The sequence below is a fragment of the Actinoplanes sp. NPDC049802 genome, from assembly GCF_040656595.1.
Taxonomy (GTDB): Bacteria; Actinomycetota; Actinomycetes; order Mycobacteriales; family Micromonosporaceae; genus Actinoplanes.
Window position 1 is genome coordinate 1 of sequence record NZ_JBFAMR010000112.1, and the last position, 17,917, is coordinate 17,917.

Annotated in this window: 18 protein-coding genes and 1 pseudogene; 12 read left to right on the forward strand and 7 right to left on the reverse strand. The window is 70.9% G+C overall.

What is annotated here, in order from left to right; genetic code table 11:
• Positions 1-753: pseudogene (locus AB0I88_RS38450) on the forward strand (pectate lyase); the annotation flags it as partial.
• A 638-nt stretch (positions 754-1,391) separates the two neighbouring features.
• Here AB0I88_RS38450 and AB0I88_RS38455 read toward each other — a convergent pair.
• Entirely contained in the window at positions 1,392-2,798 is a 1,407-nt protein-coding gene (locus AB0I88_RS38455; protein WP_361036708.1) for a DHA2 family efflux MFS transporter permease subunit, read from the reverse strand.
• Between the two features lie 67 nt (positions 2,799-2,865).
• Between AB0I88_RS38455 and AB0I88_RS38460 the strand changes: the two genes are divergently transcribed.
• From AB0I88_RS38460 to AB0I88_RS38470, 3 genes are all read left to right on the forward strand, one after another.
• A complete protein-coding gene (locus AB0I88_RS38460) occupies positions 2,866-3,441 on the forward strand; it encodes an XRE family transcriptional regulator (protein ID WP_361036710.1) in 576 nt (191 codons plus the stop codon).
• Between the two features lie 94 nt (positions 3,442-3,535).
• A complete protein-coding gene (locus tag AB0I88_RS38465; RefSeq protein ID WP_361036712.1) occupies positions 3,536-3,751 on the forward strand; it encodes a hypothetical protein in 216 nt (71 codons plus the stop codon).
• 73 nt (positions 3,752-3,824) lie between these two features.
• Entirely contained in the window at positions 3,825-4,439 is a 615-nt protein-coding gene (locus tag AB0I88_RS38470) for a dihydrofolate reductase family protein (RefSeq protein WP_361036714.1), read from the forward strand.
• A gap of 38 nt (positions 4,440-4,477) precedes the next feature.
• Here AB0I88_RS38470 and AB0I88_RS38475 read toward each other — a convergent pair whose 3' ends face one another.
• Positions 4,478-6,421: a response regulator gene (locus AB0I88_RS38475; protein WP_361036716.1), complete on the reverse strand. Its 1,944-nt coding sequence runs from the start codon at positions 6,419-6,421 to the stop codon at positions 4,478-4,480.
• Positions 6,421-7,173, reverse strand: a complete 753-nt coding sequence (locus AB0I88_RS38480) for a HAMP domain-containing sensor histidine kinase (protein ID WP_361036718.1) — start codon at positions 7,171-7,173, stop codon at positions 6,421-6,423. The genes AB0I88_RS38475 and AB0I88_RS38480 overlap by 1 nt, the downstream gene beginning before the upstream one ends.
• A 70-nt stretch (positions 7,174-7,243) precedes the next feature.
• Between AB0I88_RS38480 and AB0I88_RS38485 the strand changes: the two genes are divergently transcribed.
• Positions 7,244-9,781 (forward strand): PAS domain S-box protein, encoded by a 2,538-nt coding sequence (locus AB0I88_RS38485; RefSeq protein ID WP_361036720.1) that lies wholly within the window; start codon positions 7,244-7,246, stop codon positions 9,779-9,781.
• Between the two features lie 57 nt (positions 9,782-9,838).
• The gene (locus tag AB0I88_RS38490) at positions 9,839-11,128 is read left to right on the forward strand and encodes an ATP-binding protein (protein ID WP_361036722.1); all 1,290 of its coding nucleotides are present in this window, start codon (positions 9,839-9,841) and stop codon (positions 11,126-11,128) included.
• A gap of 19 nt (positions 11,129-11,147) precedes the next feature.
• On the opposite strand, the gene AB0I88_RS38495 is transcribed toward AB0I88_RS38490, so the two are convergent.
• Complete coding sequence (locus AB0I88_RS38495) at positions 11,148-12,263, reverse strand: 5-methyltetrahydropteroyltriglutamate--homocysteine S-methyltransferase (protein ID WP_361036724.1); 1,116 nt, start codon at positions 12,261-12,263, stop codon at positions 11,148-11,150.
• Between the two features lie 138 nt (positions 12,264-12,401).
• Here AB0I88_RS38495 and AB0I88_RS38500 point away from each other — a divergent pair, with 138 nt between their 5' ends.
• Entirely contained in the window at positions 12,402-12,875 is a 474-nt protein-coding gene (locus AB0I88_RS38500) for a hypothetical protein (protein WP_361036726.1), read from the forward strand.
• A 52-nt stretch (positions 12,876-12,927) separates the two neighbouring features.
• Here the strand turns inward: AB0I88_RS38500 and AB0I88_RS38505 are convergent, their stop codons facing one another.
• Entirely contained in the window at positions 12,928-13,056 is a 129-nt protein-coding gene (locus tag AB0I88_RS38505; protein WP_361036728.1) for a hypothetical protein, read from the reverse strand.
• Positions 13,057-13,414: 358 nt separating this feature from the next.
• Here AB0I88_RS38505 and AB0I88_RS38510 point away from each other — a divergent pair, with 358 nt between their 5' ends.
• On the forward strand, positions 13,415-13,891 hold the full coding sequence (locus tag AB0I88_RS38510; RefSeq protein WP_361036730.1) for a hypothetical protein: 477 nt from the start codon (positions 13,415-13,417) through the stop codon (positions 13,889-13,891).
• A 165-nt stretch (positions 13,892-14,056) separates the two neighbouring features.
• On the forward strand, positions 14,057-14,320 hold the full coding sequence (locus tag AB0I88_RS38515) for a hypothetical protein (RefSeq protein WP_361036732.1): 264 nt from the start codon (positions 14,057-14,059) through the stop codon (positions 14,318-14,320).
• A gap of 311 nt (positions 14,321-14,631) precedes the next feature.
• Here the strand turns inward: AB0I88_RS38515 and AB0I88_RS38520 are convergent, their stop codons facing one another.
• Positions 14,632-15,051, reverse strand: coding sequence for a PLD nuclease N-terminal domain-containing protein (locus AB0I88_RS38520; RefSeq protein ID WP_361036734.1), 420 nt, complete (start codon positions 15,049-15,051; stop codon positions 14,632-14,634).
• Positions 15,052-15,356: 305 nt separating this feature from the next.
• Between AB0I88_RS38520 and AB0I88_RS38525 the strand changes: the two genes are divergently transcribed.
• A complete protein-coding gene (locus AB0I88_RS38525; protein ID WP_361036736.1) occupies positions 15,357-15,818 on the forward strand; it encodes an SRPBCC family protein in 462 nt (153 codons plus the stop codon).
• The gene (locus AB0I88_RS38530; protein WP_361036738.1) at positions 15,815-16,159 is read left to right on the forward strand and encodes a metalloregulator ArsR/SmtB family transcription factor; all 345 of its coding nucleotides are present in this window, start codon (positions 15,815-15,817) and stop codon (positions 16,157-16,159) included. The genes AB0I88_RS38525 and AB0I88_RS38530 overlap by 4 nt, the downstream gene beginning before the upstream one ends.
• A 543-nt stretch (positions 16,160-16,702) precedes the next feature.
• Here the strand turns inward: AB0I88_RS38530 and AB0I88_RS38535 are convergent.
• The gene (locus AB0I88_RS38535) at positions 16,703-17,005 is read right to left on the reverse strand and encodes a hypothetical protein (protein ID WP_361036740.1); all 303 of its coding nucleotides are present in this window, start codon (positions 17,003-17,005) and stop codon (positions 16,703-16,705) included.
• Between the two features lie 343 nt (positions 17,006-17,348).
• Between AB0I88_RS38535 and AB0I88_RS38540 the strand changes: the two genes are divergently transcribed.
• Positions 17,349-17,804 carry a hypothetical protein gene (locus tag AB0I88_RS38540; protein ID WP_361036741.1) on the forward strand — a complete coding sequence of 152 codons (456 nt, stop codon included), beginning with the start codon at positions 17,349-17,351 and terminating at the stop codon, positions 17,802-17,804.
• The last annotated feature ends 113 nt before the right edge of the window (positions 17,805-17,917 follow it).

The window sequence follows — 17,917 nt, forward strand, 5'->3', positions numbered from 1 at the left end:
GCGAAGGCCCGGGTGGACAGCAACTACTTCGAGGACTCGAAGGACGTGCTCGGCACCTTCTACACCGACGCGGCCGGCTACTGGCAGGTGTCCGGCAACATCTTCGACAACGTGACCTGGTCGGCGAAGGGCACCGACAACAACCCGGCCGGGCCCGACGTCGTCTCCAACACCAGTGTGAGCATTCCGTACGCGTTCACCGCCGACAACGCGTCCTGCGTACCGTCGATCGTCGCGGCGACCGCCGGAGCGAACACCGGCCTGAAGGTGTCGATCGGCGCCTGCTCGGTGACGTCCTCGCCGAGCGCATCGCCCACCTCCTCGCCGACGTCCAGCCCCACGTCGTCGCCGACCTCCAGCCCGACCGCCTCGCCGACCGCGACTTCCGGAACCAACCTGAGCCTCAGCGGTGGCGCCGACGGTTCCAGCAAGGCGAGCGGCACCAGCTACGGCAACGTCAAGGACGGCAACCTCAGCACCTTCTGGTCGCCGAGCGGCACCACAGGTGACATCTCGATCAAGTGGTCGTCGGCCACCACGGTCGGCCGCATCAACATCGTCGAGGCGTCCGGTTCGACCGGCGCGATCGGCGCGTGGCAGGTCCTGAACGGCGCGACCGGGGCGGTGCTGAAGTCCGGCACCGGGGCGGGCTCCATCTCCTTCACCGCCACCTCGACCACCAAGGTCACCTTCCGGATCACCGGCGCCACGGCGACGCCCAGGGTCGCCGAGTTCCAGACCTTCGCCGGCTGACCCGCATTCGTGCGCTGCCCCGCCGACTCGCCAGGCGGCGGGGCAGCGCACCCCTCTTCGGCCCGGCGGCCACGAGCCGGGGCCGCTTCGGCCCGGCGGCCACGAGCCGGGGCCGAGAAAGCGACATGACGGCACCGCACGCCGGGAGCCGGGAAGCGATGCGACGGAGGCACAACGGCGCCGTGTTGCCTGGCGGACGGAGGACCGGCGTCCAGGGCGATGTGTGCTGTGAGAACGCGACACCATGGTGGGTGTGATGACACCCGTTGCGGGTGTCGATTTTCCGCGACATATAGCCGTGATTCGCACCCGTCTCCCCGGATGGGGGGGTCGGTTCGTCTCTGGGTGAGCCCGCGAGCCCGCGATCGTCGCGGTGGCTCCGCGTCCCGGCTGGTCAGTGCCACAAGTGGCGTTCATGGACAGAGTCAGGGGCCGTCGGCGGTGGACCCGGCCCAGCCACTCCCGGTAGGTGGTGGCCGCCGGGTGAGCGCCGTCCTTGGTGATGATGGCGTCGCCGCGGACATCCCGGCTGTGTCGCCGGTGATCACGGACGACCTGCGAGCCGATGAGCCCGGTTCCACCGATGACGGCGATCTTCATGCGCTTGTTCCTCCTTCGTTCGAGCGATCGCCGGATGCCTACCGCGGCGGTGACAGCGGTTCCCGGGATCTCTCCGCGACGGGCTTCGGGGTGGCCGGCGCGGTGGCCGGTGACGCCTGCGCCACGAGCAGGATCAGCAGGCCGCAGGCGGCGACCAGCGCCCATCCCGGCCGGGTGGCCGCGGCCAGCCGGTCCGGTGCGACGTCCGCCACGATGCCGCCGGCCAGGGCGACCCCGAGGGCCGCGCCCACCTGCCGGGCACTGGACGCGATCCCGCCCGCGACGCCGGCCCGCGCCGCCGGCAGCCCGCTGACCGCGGTGTTGGTGATCGGCGCGTTCGCGAACCCCACCCCGATGCCGGCGAACAGGTAGGCGGCCGAAAGAACCGTCATGTCGGTGCGGTCGCCGAGCCCGGCGAGCAGCGCCCCGGCGGCGGCGGTGCAGGCGCCGGCCAGCCGCAACGGCAGCCGCGGCCCGATCCGCCCGGTGAGATGTCCGGACAGCGGGGCGCACACCGTCGCGGCGAGCGCCATCGGCAGTGTGACCAGGCCCGCCTCGATCGGGGTGAGGCCACGCGCCTGCTGCAGGTAGAGGGTGCCGAGCAGCAGTGTCACGTTGAGCGCCACGAAGATCGCCGTCGCGCCGCCGACCGCCGCGGTGAACGGCGGCCGCCGGAACAGGTCCAGATCGATGAGCGGCTCGTCCCGCCGGGACTCGACCCGGATGAACGCCGCCACCGTCGCCGCGATCAGCACGTATCCGGCCAGCAGCGGTGCCGACGTCCAGCCCAGGCGCGGGCCTTCGATCAGCGCCGCCACGATGGCGCCCAGCAGCGCCACCAGCAGGATCTGGCCGGGCAGGTCGAGTCGCCGGGCCTTCGGGGCACGCGACTCCGGCACGAAGCGGAACGTCAGCGCCAGTACGATCGCGATGATCGGCAGGTTGGCCCAGAAGACGGTCCGCCAGCCGAGCCCGGTGATCAGCGCGCCGCCGAGCACCGGACCGGCCGCCATGCTGAGGCCGAAGACCGCCGCCCACACGCCGATCGCCTGTGCTCGCTGCCGCGGATCGGTGATCACACCGACCACGATCGCCAGCGCCACCGGGCTCAGCATCGAACCGCCGACGCCCTGCAGTGCGCGGGCCGCCACCAGCACACCGATCGACGGCGCCAGCGCGCAGGCCACCGACCCGGCGGCGAACAGCGCCAGCCCGAGCCGGAAGACCCGGCGCCGGCCGATCCGGTCGGCCAGCGCACCCGACGTGATCATCAAGCTGGCCAGCACCAGGGTGTACGCGTCCACCGCCCACTGCAGGTCGGCTGTCGCGAGGCCCAGATCGTCACCGATGGAGGGCAGCGCCACGTTGACGGCCGTCGTGTCCAAGCCGACGAGGAAAATGCTGGTGGCGCAGATCGCCAGCACCAGCCACCGTTGCGTTCTCATGCCGCCGATCGTCGGGCCGGCGCCCCTCCCCGGCCCAGTGATCTTGCGAAGACCGCAAAATGCTCGGGTGGACGCGGAACTCGAACGACTGCTCGACGACATCGGCCCCCGGCTGAATCGGGTGCGCCAGGACCGGGGCCTGACCCTCGACGACCTGGCCGGCGCCACCGGTATCTCGGTGAGCACGCTGTCCCGGCTGGAGTCCGGCAAACGCCGGCCCACTCTGGACCTGCTGCTGCCGTTGGCCCGCGTCTACCGGATGTCGCTGGAGCACATGATCGGTGCCCCGCAGACCGGCGATCCGCGCGCTCACCTGACGCCGCACCACCGGGCGACCCGCACCGGCATCGACAGTGTGGTGATCCCGCTGACCACGTACCCGGGCCGGATCCAGGTGTTCAAGCAGATCCTGAGCCCCACGACGGCCGCCCCGGCGCTGGTGACGCACCCCGGGCACGCGTTCTTCTACGTGCTCGCGGGCACGGTCCGGTTGCTGCTCGGCGAGGACGAGCGGGAGCGGTTGCTGAAACCCGGCGACAGCGCCGATTTCGACGCGGGCGAGCCGCACTGGTTCGGCCCGGCGGGCGGCTCGCCCGCCGAGATCCTTCACCTGTACGGCCCGCACGGCGACCGGGCGATCTAGGACGGTATCGGCCGGTCCTCCGGCTCGGTGGGACGAGGACCGCCGGGGCGTGCTCCGGCCTCGTTCCCCCGGCCGAGCCGTCGCGTTCGCGGTGGTGAATGACGACCTGACCGTCGACACGCGGTACGCGCACAGCCACCTGGCCACGGGCTGCCTCGCCGATCGGTACGGTGAGCGCAGGCTGCTGGACTTCGCCGACCGGGTCCTGCGGCGCGGTGAGGCGGTCGACGCGGCGTCACGTGCCTCGTTCGGCAGGCCCTTCGCCGACGTGGACGGGGCATGCGTGGCGTGGATCCGGAAAAGGATCTGAGCGGGGCGATGAGTTCCGGCCCGCACGCCGGTCCACCCACTGAAAGCACACGACGCGATAAGGGGCCAGCATCATGGCGAAGGTCGTTTCCACTCTGTTCATCTCGGCCGACGGTGTGGCGGAGATCGACCCGGAGTGGCATTTCCCGTACTTCGACGAGAACATGGGCCGGGCCGTCACCGAGGACTACGAGACGTCGGACGTGCTGCTGCTGGGCCGGGAGACGTTCGACAGTTTCGCCGGTGCCTGGCCGGAGCGGGAGGCCGCCGGCGGTGCGGACGCTCCGTTCGCCAAGCAGCTCGGCGACACCCGCAAGGTGGTGGTGTCGCGGCAGAAGCTGGAGTTCTCGTGGCGCAACTGCGAGCTGATCGACGGTGACCTGGTGCCGGCGGTGACGGCGCTCAAGGCCGACCCCGGTGTCAAGGGGGTGCTGATCCCCGGCTCGATCTCGGTGGTGCGGCAGTTGCTGGCCGCGGGCCTGGTCGACGAGCTGCGGCTGCTGGTGCATCCGGTGGCCGCCCGCAAGGGCCGCAAGCTGTTCGACGAGGGCGACGCCCCGTACCACCTGAGGGTGATCGCGACCGAGGCGTACCCGACCGGGGTGATCCGGGTGATCTACTCCCCCACCGAGCCGCCGAAGCCGGCCGGCTACGACGAGGCCAAGGGTGAGCTGGCCGCCGACGGCTGACTTCAGGACCGGCCCGGCGGCAGGGGCGGGACCCGCGCCTACCGCCGCCCGGCCGAGGCGAGGGTGGCGTGCAGGGCGGCGAGGAGCTTGTCGGCGGTGAACGGCTTGCTGACCACGGTCACGTCCGGATCGAGCTGACCCTGGTCGGTCATGAGCGGGTCGGCGTACCCGGACATGTAGAGCACCGGCGTGCCCGGCATCTCCGCGGTCAGCGCCGCCGCCAGTTCGGGCCCGTTCATGTGGGGCATGACCACGTCGGACAGCAGGGCGTCGATGCCGCCGGGATGGTCGCGGGCGATGCGCAGCGCCTCACGCCCGTCGCCGGCGGCCAGCACGGTGTAGCCGGCCCGGCTCAGGATGCGGCGGGCGGCCTCCCGGACCCCGTCCTCGTCGTCGGCGATCAGGACGGTCTGCCCGTCGCCCGCGGACGCGGACGCCGGTGGCGGGGACCCGGCCGCGGGCCGGTCGGTGGCGGGCAGGTAGAGGTGCACCGTGGTGCCCTCGCCCGGGGACGATTCGAGCACCAGCTCACCGCTGGCCTGCCGGACGATCCCGTAGGCGGTGGCCAGCCCCAGACCCGTACCGTGGCCTTTGGGTTTGGTGGTGAAGAACGGCTCCATGGCGCGGTCGAGGGTTTCCGGGCTCATGCCGTGGCCGGTGTCGTGGACGGCGATGTGCACGCTGTCGCCGTCGTTGGAGCCGGTGACGGTGACCGTGCCGCCGTCGGGCATCGCGTCGCGCGCGTTGTGGGCCAGGTTCATCAGGATCTGGGTGAGCTGGCCTCCGTCGGCGACGATGTTGCGCACGTTCGCGGGCAGGTCGACGGTGACCGTGACGTGCGGGCCGAGCGCCGGTTCGAGCAGCGCGGTCACGTCGGCGAGCACGGCGTGCGGGTCGAGCACGGTGGGCTGGACGACCTCGCGGCCGCCGAAGGTGAGCAGCTGGTGGGCGAGGTGGGCGGCCCGCCGGGCGGCCTGGTTGATCCGGTCCAGGTCGTCGAGCATGGCCTCGGCCTGCTCGGCGGTCAGGTGGGCGCCTGTGGCGTCGCCCAGCGCCTCGGCGGTGAACTCGCCGAACGACAGGATGATGTTGAGCATGTTGTTGAAGTCGTGAGCCACCGCGCCGGACAGGCGGGCGAGGCTGTCGAAGCGCTCGGCGATGCGGCGCCGTTCGGCGATCTCGTGTTCGACCATGGCGGTGACGTCGTCGACGGTGGCGACGAATCCGGTGGTGTCGTCGGTGATCTGGCGGATGGTGGTGTGCAGCCACCGGCGGCCGCCGGGCAGGTGATGCTCGCCGTAGAAGGTGACCGGCTCGACCGGCAGACCGTCGTGCAGCAGCTCCTGGCTGTGCTGCGGGCCGAGACAGATCAGCCAGCCGTGGCCGGCCAGCTGGTCGTGGTCGAGGCCGGTGATGTCGCAGAGGCGCGGGTTGGTGTAGGTGGCGTTGAGCCGGGTACGCCCGGAGACGATCCCGACCGGTGAGACGTCGGCGAGGGCGTGGAATCTGGCCTCGCTCTCGTCCAGGGCGAGCACTTTCTCGAGCAGTTTGGCGTTCACCGTACGAAGGTGTTCGGCCCCGACGTCGCCGCTGGTGACGGGTGCGGTGACCGGCTCGGTGTGCAGGGCCCGCTCGACTGCGGCGAGCAGGTCGTCCGGGTCGGCGGATTTGGCGATGACCTGGGTGACCCCGTAGGCCGACGCCAGCGGCAGCGCCTCGTCCGGCCGGTAGGTGGCGGTGTACAGCAGGACCGGGATGTCGGCGGTGCCGGCGTCGGCGCGCAACTGGTGGACGAACTCGTAGCCGTCCATGCCGGGCATCACCACGTCGGCGAGGACCACGTCGGGGTGCAGGCGGCGCGCCAGGTCGAGGGCCTCGTGGCCGGCGGTGGCCTCGATGACGTGGTGGCCGCCGTCGTCGAGGGTCAGGCGCGCGACCTCACGGTTGGTGGCGCGGTCGTCGACGACGAGGACGGTGGCCATCAGGGTTCCTCTCCGGCGGGAAAGGGCTGGAAGGCGACCGTGCACACGGTCCCGGAGGGTGATGTCCGTACGCTCAGGGTGGCCCCGCAGCGGCGGCTGAGCTGCTGGGCCAGGCACAGCCCGAGCCCCACGCCGTGTTCGTCATGGTCGCGGGCGGCGTCGCCGCGTTCGAAGGGCAGGAACACCCGCTGCTGGTCGGCGGGTGACAGGCCGGGCCCGTGGTCGGCGATCTCCACGGCCGGGCCGGTGGAGGCGCCTCCGGGGTGAACGGTGACGTGGATGTCCGGGTGGTCGGCGTACCGGATGGCGTTGCCGAGCAGTTCGGTCACCACCTGGCGAGCGTCGCCGGGGTCGGTGAGCGCGCGGGCCGGGCCGGGCGGCGTCCGTACGATGACGTGTCTGTTCTTCGCGGCGGCGGTCTGGCCGGCCGCGGCGACGGCGTCCGCGGCGACGGTGACGCAGTCGACGGGTTCGAACCGGCGGTCGTCGGCCGGGCCGGCGCTGTGTGCGAAGGCGACGATGCGTTCGACGGTGCCGAGCAGCTCCGACGCACTGTCGTTGATCATCTGGAGTTGCCGGGTCTGCTGGGCGGGGTCTGCCGTGCCGGCGGCGGTCTTGCGGCTCATCAGGCTGGTCAGGCCGATGATGCCGGTCAGCGGTCCGCGCAGCTCGTGGCCGAGCCGGGAAAGGGCGTTGCCGGCGAACAGGTCGCCCGGTTCCGGCAACGTCACGACGGCGGCTGTCTGCTCCACATCTTCTCCGCGAAAGAATTTCCTAGATGCGGCTTGTATTCGCATTTTATTGGTAACGCTGGAAGTTGTGATGGTTTCTGCGCTGACCGGCATCCGGTTCCGGGTGCTGATCTGGCGGATCACGGCGGTGGCCGCGACCGTGCTCGGCGCGGTGGCACTCGCCGGTCACCTCGTCCGGGCGCCCGGGGACAGGCCGATGACGGCGCCGGCCGGCGCCGTCCTGGCCCTGACGGCCGGGTTGGCGCTGCTGGTGTCCGGCCCGGTCCGGGTCTCCGCCCGGCGCCGCTGGACCGGCCGGGCCCTGGCCGTGCTGGTGGTCGTGTTCGCGGCGCACGCGCTGGTGTCGGGCCTCACCGAGACGCAGAACGTTTTCGAACGGCTGGCCGGCCCGGTGTCGGCCGGAGGTCCGCCGATACGGTCGCCGGTGGCGTTCCTGCTGCTCGGGCTGAGCCTGATGCTGCTCGACACCGGGCCCCGCCGCGGCTACCCGGCCTCGCAGTTGCTGGCCGCGGCGGCCGCGCTGGTGATCGGGGTGGCAGCACCGGCGTCGCTGCTCGATCCGGCGTCGCTGTACCGGGACGCCACCGCGGCCGTCACCCCGCCGGCCACACAGGCCGGCGTGCTGCTGCTGGCCGCCGGAGTGACCGTCAGCCGGCCGGACACCGTCGCCGTACAGGTCTTCGGCAGCCGTCGGCCCGGCAGCCGCGCGGTGCGCCGGCTCGCCACCGCGGTCGCGGCCGTGGTGCTGCTGATCGCGGTGTCCCTGGCGTCACTGGTGCGCTTCGGCGTCGCCGTCGAGGGTGCCGGCGCCGACATCCTGGTCGGCCTGCTGCTGCTCACCCTGTACGTGGTGCTGCTGCGGGCCGGCCAGATGCTCGACGACGCCGACCGCCGCCGCCGGCGGGTGATCGCCGAGTTACGCGGTCAGCGCGACTTCAGCGACACCGTGCTCAACGCCCTGATCGAGGGCGTGGTGGCGCTCGCCCCGGACGGCACGGTGCTGCGCGCCAATCAGCGCTGGTCACAGATGACCGGATATCCGGTGGACGAGGTGATCGGGCTGCACCCGCCGTACCCCTGGTGGCCCGGCCACGACCACGACCTGCGAACGGTTCTCGGCACCGTCGACCGGATGGAGTTCTCCACCGAGATCCGGCGCCGTGACGGCGAGACCCTGCAGATTCTGGCGACGGTCTGCCCGCTGCGCGCCGGCGACCAGCTCAGCATGGTCATCGTCACCTGCCGCGACCTGACCGAGCAGGACCGGGAGCAGGCGGAACGGCGCCGGACGGCCGAGGAGCTGGATCACTTCTTCACCCTCTCGCGGGATCTGCTCTGCATCGCGTCCTCCGACGGCTATTTCACCCGGGTCAATCCCGCCTGGACGCGCACGTTCGGCTACACCCTCGAAGAGGTACGGGGCAGACCGTTCCTGGCGTTCGTACACCCCGACGACATCGACCGGACTCTCCAGGAGACTCGCAAGCAGATCGACGGGATCACGGCGGCGATCCAGTTCGAGAACCGGTATCGCGGGCGCGACGGCGAATACCGCTGGCTGAGCTGGAACGCCACCCCGGCCGAGGACGGCGCCGCCATCTACGCCGTGGCCCGCGACGTCACCGAGCAGCGCGCCGCCGGGGAGGCGCTGGCCCGGCTCGCCGCCATCGTGGAGAGCACCGCCGACGCGGTCATCGGCCGCACCCTGGACGGCACGATCCTCACCTGGAACCCGGCCGCCGAACGCATCTACGGCTATCCGGCCGACGACGCGATCGGCCGCAACGTGGGAATGCTCTACCCGCCCAGCCGCCGGGACGAACTGCGCCGGATCACGACCGGACTGGCCCGCGGCGAGACGATCCGCGACCACGACGCCACCCGGATACGCCGCGACGGCAGCCTCGTGCATGTGGCCGTCACCATCTCGCCGATCCGCGACGCCGACGGCGAGATCGTCGGGGCCGCCTCGATCGCGCACGACGTCAGCGACGCCAAACGCGCCGAGCAGCGATTTCGCAAGCTGGTGCTGAGCGCGCCCGACGCCATGGTGATAGTCGACTCGGACGGCGTGATCCGGCTGGTCAACCATCAGACCGAGAGTTTGTTCGGCTATCCCGGGCATGCGCTGATCGGCCGCCCGGTGGAGTGCCTCATTCCGCCCCGGCTGCGCGCCGACCACACCGAGGACGTCCAGGAGTACCTGCGGGCGCCGACGGTGCGCAACATGGGTCTGGGCCGGGAGTTGTCCGGGCTGCGGCACGACGGCACCGAGTTCCCGGTGGAGATCAGCCTCGCACCGCTGGAGACCGACGAGGGCGTCCTGGTGTCCGCGGCCATCCGGGACGTGTCCGAGCGCCGCCGCACCGAGCAGGCGCTGGCCACCGCCCGCGACCAGGCGCTGGCCGCGGCGCAGGCGAAATCACAGTTCGTGGCCATGGTGAGCCACGAGATCCGTACGCCGATGAACGGCGTGATCGGCCTGACCACGCTGTTGCTGGACACGCCGCTGGAATCGGTGCAACGCCGCTACGCCGAGTCGATCCGCGCGTCCGCCCATGGGCTGCTGACGATCATCAACGACATCCTGGACTTCTCCAAGATCTAGGCTGGGAAGATCAACCTGGCCGAGCAGGACTTCGCGCCCGGCGACCTGATCGATCAGGTGCTGCACGCCGCCGCGGCCGCCGCCCGGGACAAGGACCTCGACATCGTCGCCTACTATCCGGCCGATCTGCCGGACCTGGTACGCGGCGACGAGGGCCGGCTACGGCAGGTCCTGCTCAACCTGGTCGGCAACGCGGTCAAGTTCACCCATCAGGGCGAGGTCGTGGTACGGGTGGATCCGCTCGGGCCGGCCCGCGAGGACCGGCACCGGTTCACGTTCAGCGTCACCGACACCGGCATCGGCATCGACCCCGAGCAACTGGACCGGCTGTTCGAGCCGTTCACGCAGGCGGACAGCACCACGAGCCGCGAGTTCGGCGGCACCGGGCTCGGCCTGACCATCAGCCACCAACTGGTCGAACTGATGGGCGGCCACCTGCAGGTGGACAGCGAGCCCGGCCACGGCAGCCGCTTCCAGTTCACCCTGACCCTGACCGGCCCGCGCGACGGTCCGGCCGCCGGGCCGGCCCGGGGCGGCCTGACCGCGCACCGGATGCTGGTCGTCGACGCCAACCCGATCAGCCGCCGCTTCCTCACCGAGCACGTGCACGCCTGGGGCATGCAGGTCACCACGACCGGCGACAGCCGCGAGGCGCTCCACCACCTGCGAACGGCCGGGGAACGCGGGGAGCCGTACGACGTGGTCGTGCTCGACCACCGCCCGCCGGAGCTGGACGCCACCCGGCTCGGCGACCACATCACCTCCGACCCGAGGATCCGGCCCCGCCCGTTCTGCGTCCTGCTCAGCCGCGACACCTCAGCCGAACACCCGGTGGACGGCGACGTCCTGGCCAAACCGGTCGGACCGTCCGCCCTCTACAACTGCCTGCTCACGCACTTCGCTCGCGACCGCGCCGAACGCCCACCGGCACCGCCGGACATCCCGGCCGGCGGTCGTGGCCGGATCCTGCTGGCCGAAGACAACGAGATCAACCAGATGGTCGCGGTCGACACGCTCAGCGCCCTCGGCTACGAGATCGACATCGCCGCCAACGGCGCCGAAGCGGTCGCGCTCGCCGGCAGCAACGAATACCAGGCGATCCTGATGGACTGCCAGATGCCGCGACTGGACGGCTATCAGGCCACCGAGCAGCTGCGGCACGCCGAACAGCCCGACCGGCACACGCCGATCATCGCGATGACCGCCGGGGTGCTCGCCGAGGACCGCCGGCGGGCACTGCAGGCCGGCATGGACGACTTCCTGGCCAAACCGATCGACGCCGACAAGCTGCGCGACACCCTCGAACGCTGGATCAACCCCGGCGGTCAGACCGCCGGCCAGAGATAGGCCGCGGTCCGGCGACCGGTCAGCCCCACACCTCCGCGGCGGTCTCGGCGATCAACCTGAGCTTGGCGACCTGCTCGTCGTACGTCAGCGAGTTGCCCTCGACGGTGGAGGAGAACCCGCACTGCGGGGACAGCGCCAACTGCCCGAGCGGAATGTAGCGGGCCGCCTCGTCGATGCGGCGTTTCAGGTCGTCCTTGCTTTCGAGGGCGCCGCGTTTCGTGGTGACCAGGCCGAGCACCACGATCTTGCCCGGTGGCACGAACCGCAGCGGGGCGAAATCGCCCGAACGTTCGTCGTCGTACTCGAGGAAGAAACCGTCCACGGCGAGTTCGCTGAAGAGGGCCTCGGCGACGAAGTCGTAACCGCCGGCGGCCGCCCACGAGGACCGGAAGTTGCCGCGGCACATGTGGGTGGTGACGGTCAGCCCGGCCGGCCGGACGGCGATCGCCGCGTTGATCTGCCGGATGTACCGCAGATGCTGGTGTTCGGCGTCGTCGCCGCGGTCGGTGAGCAGGCGCCGCTGGGCCGGATCGTTGAGATAGGCGAGGCTGGTGTCGTCGAGTTGCAGGTACCGGCAGCCGAGGTCGGCGACCCGGCGCACCTGTTCGGCGTAGGCGGCCGACAGGTCCGCCCAGAACTCTTCCTCGCCGGGGTAGACGGCCGGATCGATCGCCGCCCGGCCGCCCCGGTAGTGCACCATGCTCGGCGACGGGATGGTCAGTTTGGCGGTGACCGGAGGATCCGTCTGCGCGGCCAGGAACGCGAAGTCGTCGCCGAAGATGGTCTCCTGGAGCCGGATCGGGCCGTCCACGGCGAGCGCCGCGGACTCGAAGTCGAGTTCTCCGCTTTCGTTGCGGAAACGGACCTGGATCTTCTCGTCGGTGGGCCGGATGCCGCCGAGCCGGTAGATGAAATCCATGTGCCAGGAGGTGCGGCGGAACTCGCCGTCGGTGGCCGAGCGCAGACCGGCGTCACGCTGCATGCGGACGACGTCGCGGATCGAGTCGTCCTCGACGGCGCGCAGCTCGGCCGGGGTGATCTCGCCGAGAGCGTGCTGTTCACGGGCCTTGAGCAGGCGGGGCGGGCGCAGGAGGCTGCCGACGTGGTCGGCGCGGAACGGTGGCGTGTCGCGCACTGGCGTGGCTCCCTTCTTCTCGCTGCCAACCTACGCCGAACCGGCGACCGTTAGGGATGATCTTCGATGTTCGCCGGGCCTTCTCGCGCATGACGACACGACGGTTTGCCCGCCGCCGCGGACGGGAACGGGCCGGTCGTGCTCGAGGTGCCCACGCTCCGCGCCGACGCCCGCATGCAGTGGGTGCTGATCGGCGTCTGCGTCGTCAACATGCTGATCCTCGCCCGGGACAGACCGGCGCCGGTCGTCGTGGGTGTCGTGATCCTGGCGGGCGCCAGCGTGCTGGCCGTGGTCCTGGCGATGCGGCACACGTCACGGCGCCAGCCGCCGGTCCGGGTCACCACGGAGTACCTGGAGCTGCCGGACGGTGCGGACTCGACCGTACGCATCGCCTGGCCGGACATCGCCACCTGCACGATCGCCCGCCGCCAGTTCCTGCCTCACCTGCTGGTCGAGGTGCCCGACCCGGACCGGATCCGGCCGGCGCCGAACCGGTGGCAGCGGGCCGCCGCCACCCGTGACGGCCGCTACCGGCTGGCCGTGGCCCTGGGTGGCAGCCGCGCGATCCGGAACCGCCTGCGGGCTGAGGTGACGGGCCGGACCGTCCGATAGCGCTGCCACCGCGGCGGGCCTCCCCGTGAGGAGCCCGCCGCGGAGCCGATCCCTACCGGCCGAGCCGGTCCAGGTCGGCCGGGACGATCTCGGCCTGCTCGGCGGCCTTCCTCAGATCGTCGACGGTGAGCCCGGCGCCGTCGCCGACCAGGGTCAGCAGACGGTTCCGGCCGAGGTCCAAGATCAGGCTCGCCCACTCGGAAAGACTGTATCGCTTGCATGGCGCAACAGTCTCAGCTGCTCTAGTAGCGAAGGTGCCGCGGCATGTCCGGTTGAACGATGAACCGATCAAAGAGCGGACGAAGAACCCTCCCCCACCGATTCCGATCAAGATCCTTCTTTCGTACGCCGGGAAGCACCCTGGCGCCACGGGGCTGTTCGGGCCGCGCTGTGGCCGGGCCGATTCCGCCTGCGGCGGTGACGACGACGCCGAGTGCCGAGTTCGGCTTGGCGTAACCTTCCGGGATGATGTCCCGCGCCCGGCCGGCCGAGCTGACCGATCAGGTGTTCCCGATCCTCGCCCCGGCTCTGGACGCACCATGAGGCCGCTGGCGGTCTTCGATGTGGACGGGGTCGTCGCCGACGTACGGCACCGGCTGCGCCACGTGGCCCGCCGGCCGAAGAACTGGGCGGCCTTCTTCGCAGCGGCCGGACGGGACAGCCCGCTCACCGCCGGCGTCGACCTGGCCCACGAGTACGCGCGGGACCACGATCTGGTCTGGCTGACCGGGCGTCCCGAACATCTGCGGGTGGTGACGCGGCGATGGCTCACCGAGCACGGGCTGCCCGACGGGCGGCTGCTGATGCGACCGCAGACGGATCGCCGGCCGGCCCGCGACTTCAAGAGCGACCAGCTGCGCCGGCTGTCGGCGGCGGCCACCATCGCGGTGGTCGTCGACGACGATCCGGCGGTGGTCACCCGCCTGAAACGGGACGGCTTCCCGGTGCGGCTCGCCGACTGGGTGCCGTACGAGAGGTCGCTGCGCGAGGCACAGGAGCGTCTCGGACGCACGTGACCGGCGGATTTTAGCCGAGCTCACCCGTACCGTAGGGGCTTTTGGATTTTTGGACGCTTTAAGCCGCTTTGTGCCCGAATTGCACTTTTTGGGGCTTTCTTGCGGGCAGGCTGAGACACGCCGCGAGGTTCGCGGCAGCCGAACCAGCAATGAAAGGTGGCAACAATGAGCACGCGCAGTGGGGTCCGCGCCATGCTGGCCGCTCTCGCTCTGGCCGGAGGCGCCCTGGTGGCGGGCCCGGCTCTGGCCGCCCCGCAACCCGGCGACCCGCAGGACTTCAACCCGCCCCCCGGCGCCAGCATCAACAACACCGACCCCGACAACGACGGGTACGGGCTCGGCGTGATCCCGACGGCCACCAAGCCCCTGCAGGTTTTCAACATCCCGCGGATGAAGTCGCTGATCTGCGTCAACTTCGCCTGCGTCTGAACGGACCCGGCCCCGGCCCGGCATGGCGGGCGAGCAGACCCGGCTGCCGCCCGCCACCCGGTAAAGCCGGCGATCCGTGCTGAACCAGTCCACGCGAGCGGGCGCCGACCGGGTGACGGAGGCGGCGCACCAGCCGTCGGACATTCGGCGACGATCCGCGCGGGCGACCCCTCACCGAGCCGCTGATGCCCGGCCCGCTCATGATCTGCGGCCGATATCACGCGATCAGTTCCGCCGTCCGGGCCGGCCGCGCCGCGCCGGAATCAAGGGCGCCCCCTTCGCCGACGTGCGCTGACCTGCGGGCCGCTCCGTCAGTTGCCTTTCTCGCCACTCTCGCGGCGGCGCAACTCCTCCTCGCGGCGGCGCAGATCGGCCTCCCAGTCGCCCATCAGCTTCTGGTCCTCGGCCTTCTCCTGGGCGTGCCGGGCAGCGAGGTCACGAAGGAACTCGGGATCGTCGTCGGGCGCGCCCGACCGCCGGGGACGCCCCTTCTCCGGGAACCCGCTGCCGGGACGCCAGGCGGTGCCGTTGCTCAACCGCACCGGGCGCGGTGGGCGGCCGGCGACGAACCAGACGATCGCGCCGATCGGCGAGAACAGCAGGATGAGCAGCACCCAGACGACGCGGGGCAGCGCCCGGATGAGCGCCTCGTCGGCCGACAGGCAGTCGATCAGCGCGACGATGAGAAGGATCAGATTTATGAGGGCGAACAACGAGTAGAGGCGAATCACGCGGCGGATCATGCCAAACCCGGATCACCGGCGCTGCCCCGACCCTCGATCCATGCCCGCCCAGCCCTCCAGGCAGACGCTTTCTACCTGCGGGAAAGCGCTTGTTTTCATCGATCATGGCTGATTCGCCGTTACGTCGCGACCATCGATCGCGAAAAGGCTCCGCATCACCGTCGGCGGCGTGTGTCCGGCGGACCCGGGCAGCAGGGGTGTAAGCCGGCCCGCCCTCAAAATGCAACCATCGGTTGCACGTGCCCGGTTCGAGGGGTAGCGTGACACGCAACCAAAGGTTGCAGGAGGAAGTCATGGAATACGGAACGATCGAGCGGGAGATCTTCATCGAGGCCGCGCCCGAGATCGTCTTCGACGTCGTGAGCAGCCCCGACCACATCAAGCAGTGGTGGCCCGACGACGCCCACTACGAGCCCACACCCGGATCCACCGGCCACATCGTCTTCGGCGACTGCAACGCGGGCGGCACGACCGTCCAGTTCACCGTCGTCGACGCGCGACCGCCGGAGATGTTCTCGTTCCGCTGGACGCATCCGGCCGGCGAGACCGCCGCGGTCGGCAACTCGCTGCTCGTCACCTTCGATCTGGCCGCATCCGGCGACGGCACCCTGCTGCGGATGACCGAGACCGGCTTCCGCGAGATGGGGTGGACCGAGGCGGCCCTCAAGCACGAGTACGAGGACCACGTCTCCGGCTGGGACCACTTCCTCGGCCGGATCGCACCCTACGTCGGCACGCTGCGGGTCCGACCTTGACCACCGCGACCGTCGACGACGACCTGTGGGCGGCGATCGGCGATCCCACCCGCAGGCGGATGCTCGACCTGCTGCTCGCCGACGGGGCCGGAACCGCGACCACGCTGAGCCAGCAGATCCCGGTCACCCGGCAGGCGGTCGCCAAGCACCTGGCCGTCCTCGACCGGGCCGGGCTGGTGCACGGCACGGCACAGGGCCGGGAGAGACGGTACCGGGTGGACGACGTCCAACTCGCCAAGGCCGTGGCCCAGCTGGCGGCGGTCGGGTCGGCCTGGGATGCCAGGCTGCGGCGGATCAAGCGGATTGCCGAGTCCGTTCAGGCGCGGGTCGACGCCGAGTGATTATCGGCGCGTGGAGGAGCTGTGCTCCGCCCGTACCGAAGATGGTTTGAGGTTGGTTGTCAGGTCTTCGGACACGAGCCGCGTTCGGATGCCGTCGCTGAGCGGCGATCCCGCGCTTCGCTCGCACCGAAGAGGTTGACAGGGCTTTGAGCAGGGCCCGCACTCGTCCGGATGCCGTCGCTGAGCGACGTTGCCGCTCCGCGGCGGTGCGGCCTCCACGACGAGGTGCGGGCCGGTAACGGGCCCCGATGGCATCCTGGCGTCTCGCGCATGCCGATGCTCCGGCCGTTCGGTGCTCGCCGGCCGGACGGCCGGTCCCGCTTCGGGGGTCGCGCACCACCGCGATCGAGTCAGCGAGTGCCGATGGCGGTCTTCACCCACATCGGACGCTTCCGTTATCAGCTTGCCCTGAAGCGCCCGCACCGACCGGGTACGGAAGGTGATCGCCGCAACTGGATGCGGCTGCCGCCATAATGCACACGCATCACCTCGCCGGCCGTCTTTCCCGGCCGGCGCGTGGCTGCCACCGCGGCACGCCGCCGGTCAGAACGGCTCGCCCGCCACGCCGCTGTAGCCGTGCAACTCATACTTGCCGGCGAGCTCGAAGATGCCGTCCAGGTAGCTGAGCATCCTCAATGGCAGCGTCAACAGGACATAGCGGTCGCCGTCGCCGTCGCGCGGCTCCAGCACGTCGATCAGATCGGGCCAGCGATCGAGGAGATCGGATCGGAAGGCGGCGACGTCGGGATGCGGCTCGAGCGCATCGGTGACCTCGTCGGCCAGGGCGTCGTAAATCTCCGCCGGGTTGCCGCTGCCGGCTTTCCAGAACGCGAAGTCGCTGCTCACCGCATCAGGCTACCGGTACGGAGTGGACATCACGTCATAACACTTCTGTCATTCGCCCGACCGGACGAGAACGGCGATGATCGATGGCCGCCCGGGCGTCACGCCGGATGCGAGGTCGACGCCGCCCTGGACCTGCTTCGTCTCGCCGGCGCGGCCCCGGATCCGCAGCACGTCCCGGCGGGCGCGGGCTGGTCCGGGCACGTGTCCTGGCCGTCCCGTCACCTGACCCCCACGGGCCCGCTCACGGCGTGCGGCACTTGCCCATCGACAGTCGCGCATGGTGGGCGCTATGGTGCTCGCGGCATGGGAGCGCTCCCACTCCCCCATCCCCATGGAGGTTTTCATGCGCAACATCATCATCCTGCTCGCCGGCGGGATCCTGCTCGGCGCCGCAGCCTGCGGCACCGCCGCCGACACCGCCGCGCCGGCCACCGCGGGCGGCGGCAGCGCACCGGCCGCCCCACCCGGCGTCGCGTCCAGCTGCCAGGCGCTCGCCGCAGCATACGGCGCGAACATGGCGCCGTTCGCCAAGGCCCTCACCGAAACGGTTTCGGACCGCAAGGCGGTCGCCAAGGCGCAACAGGCCCTGGCCAGCTTCGCCACCGCGATCGACGACGCCACCAAGGAAAGCGAGGACGCCCAGGTGCGCGCCGACGGCAAGCGGGCCGCCGAGCAACTGCGCACCAAGTCGGCGGACGCCAAGTTCTTCAAGACCATCAAGACGGCCGAGGACGTCAACACCACGATGGGCCAGAACCTCACCGAGTGGCTGTCGCCCGTCCAGCGGCACTGCCATTAACGATCCCCACGGATAAATCCGGGGGATTTCCCTCCGGGGCTGGTGGGCCCTGGATTTCCAGCTCGGACTGCATCTGATCCACCGTCCCGGAGGGAGGCGATCTGATGTCTGAC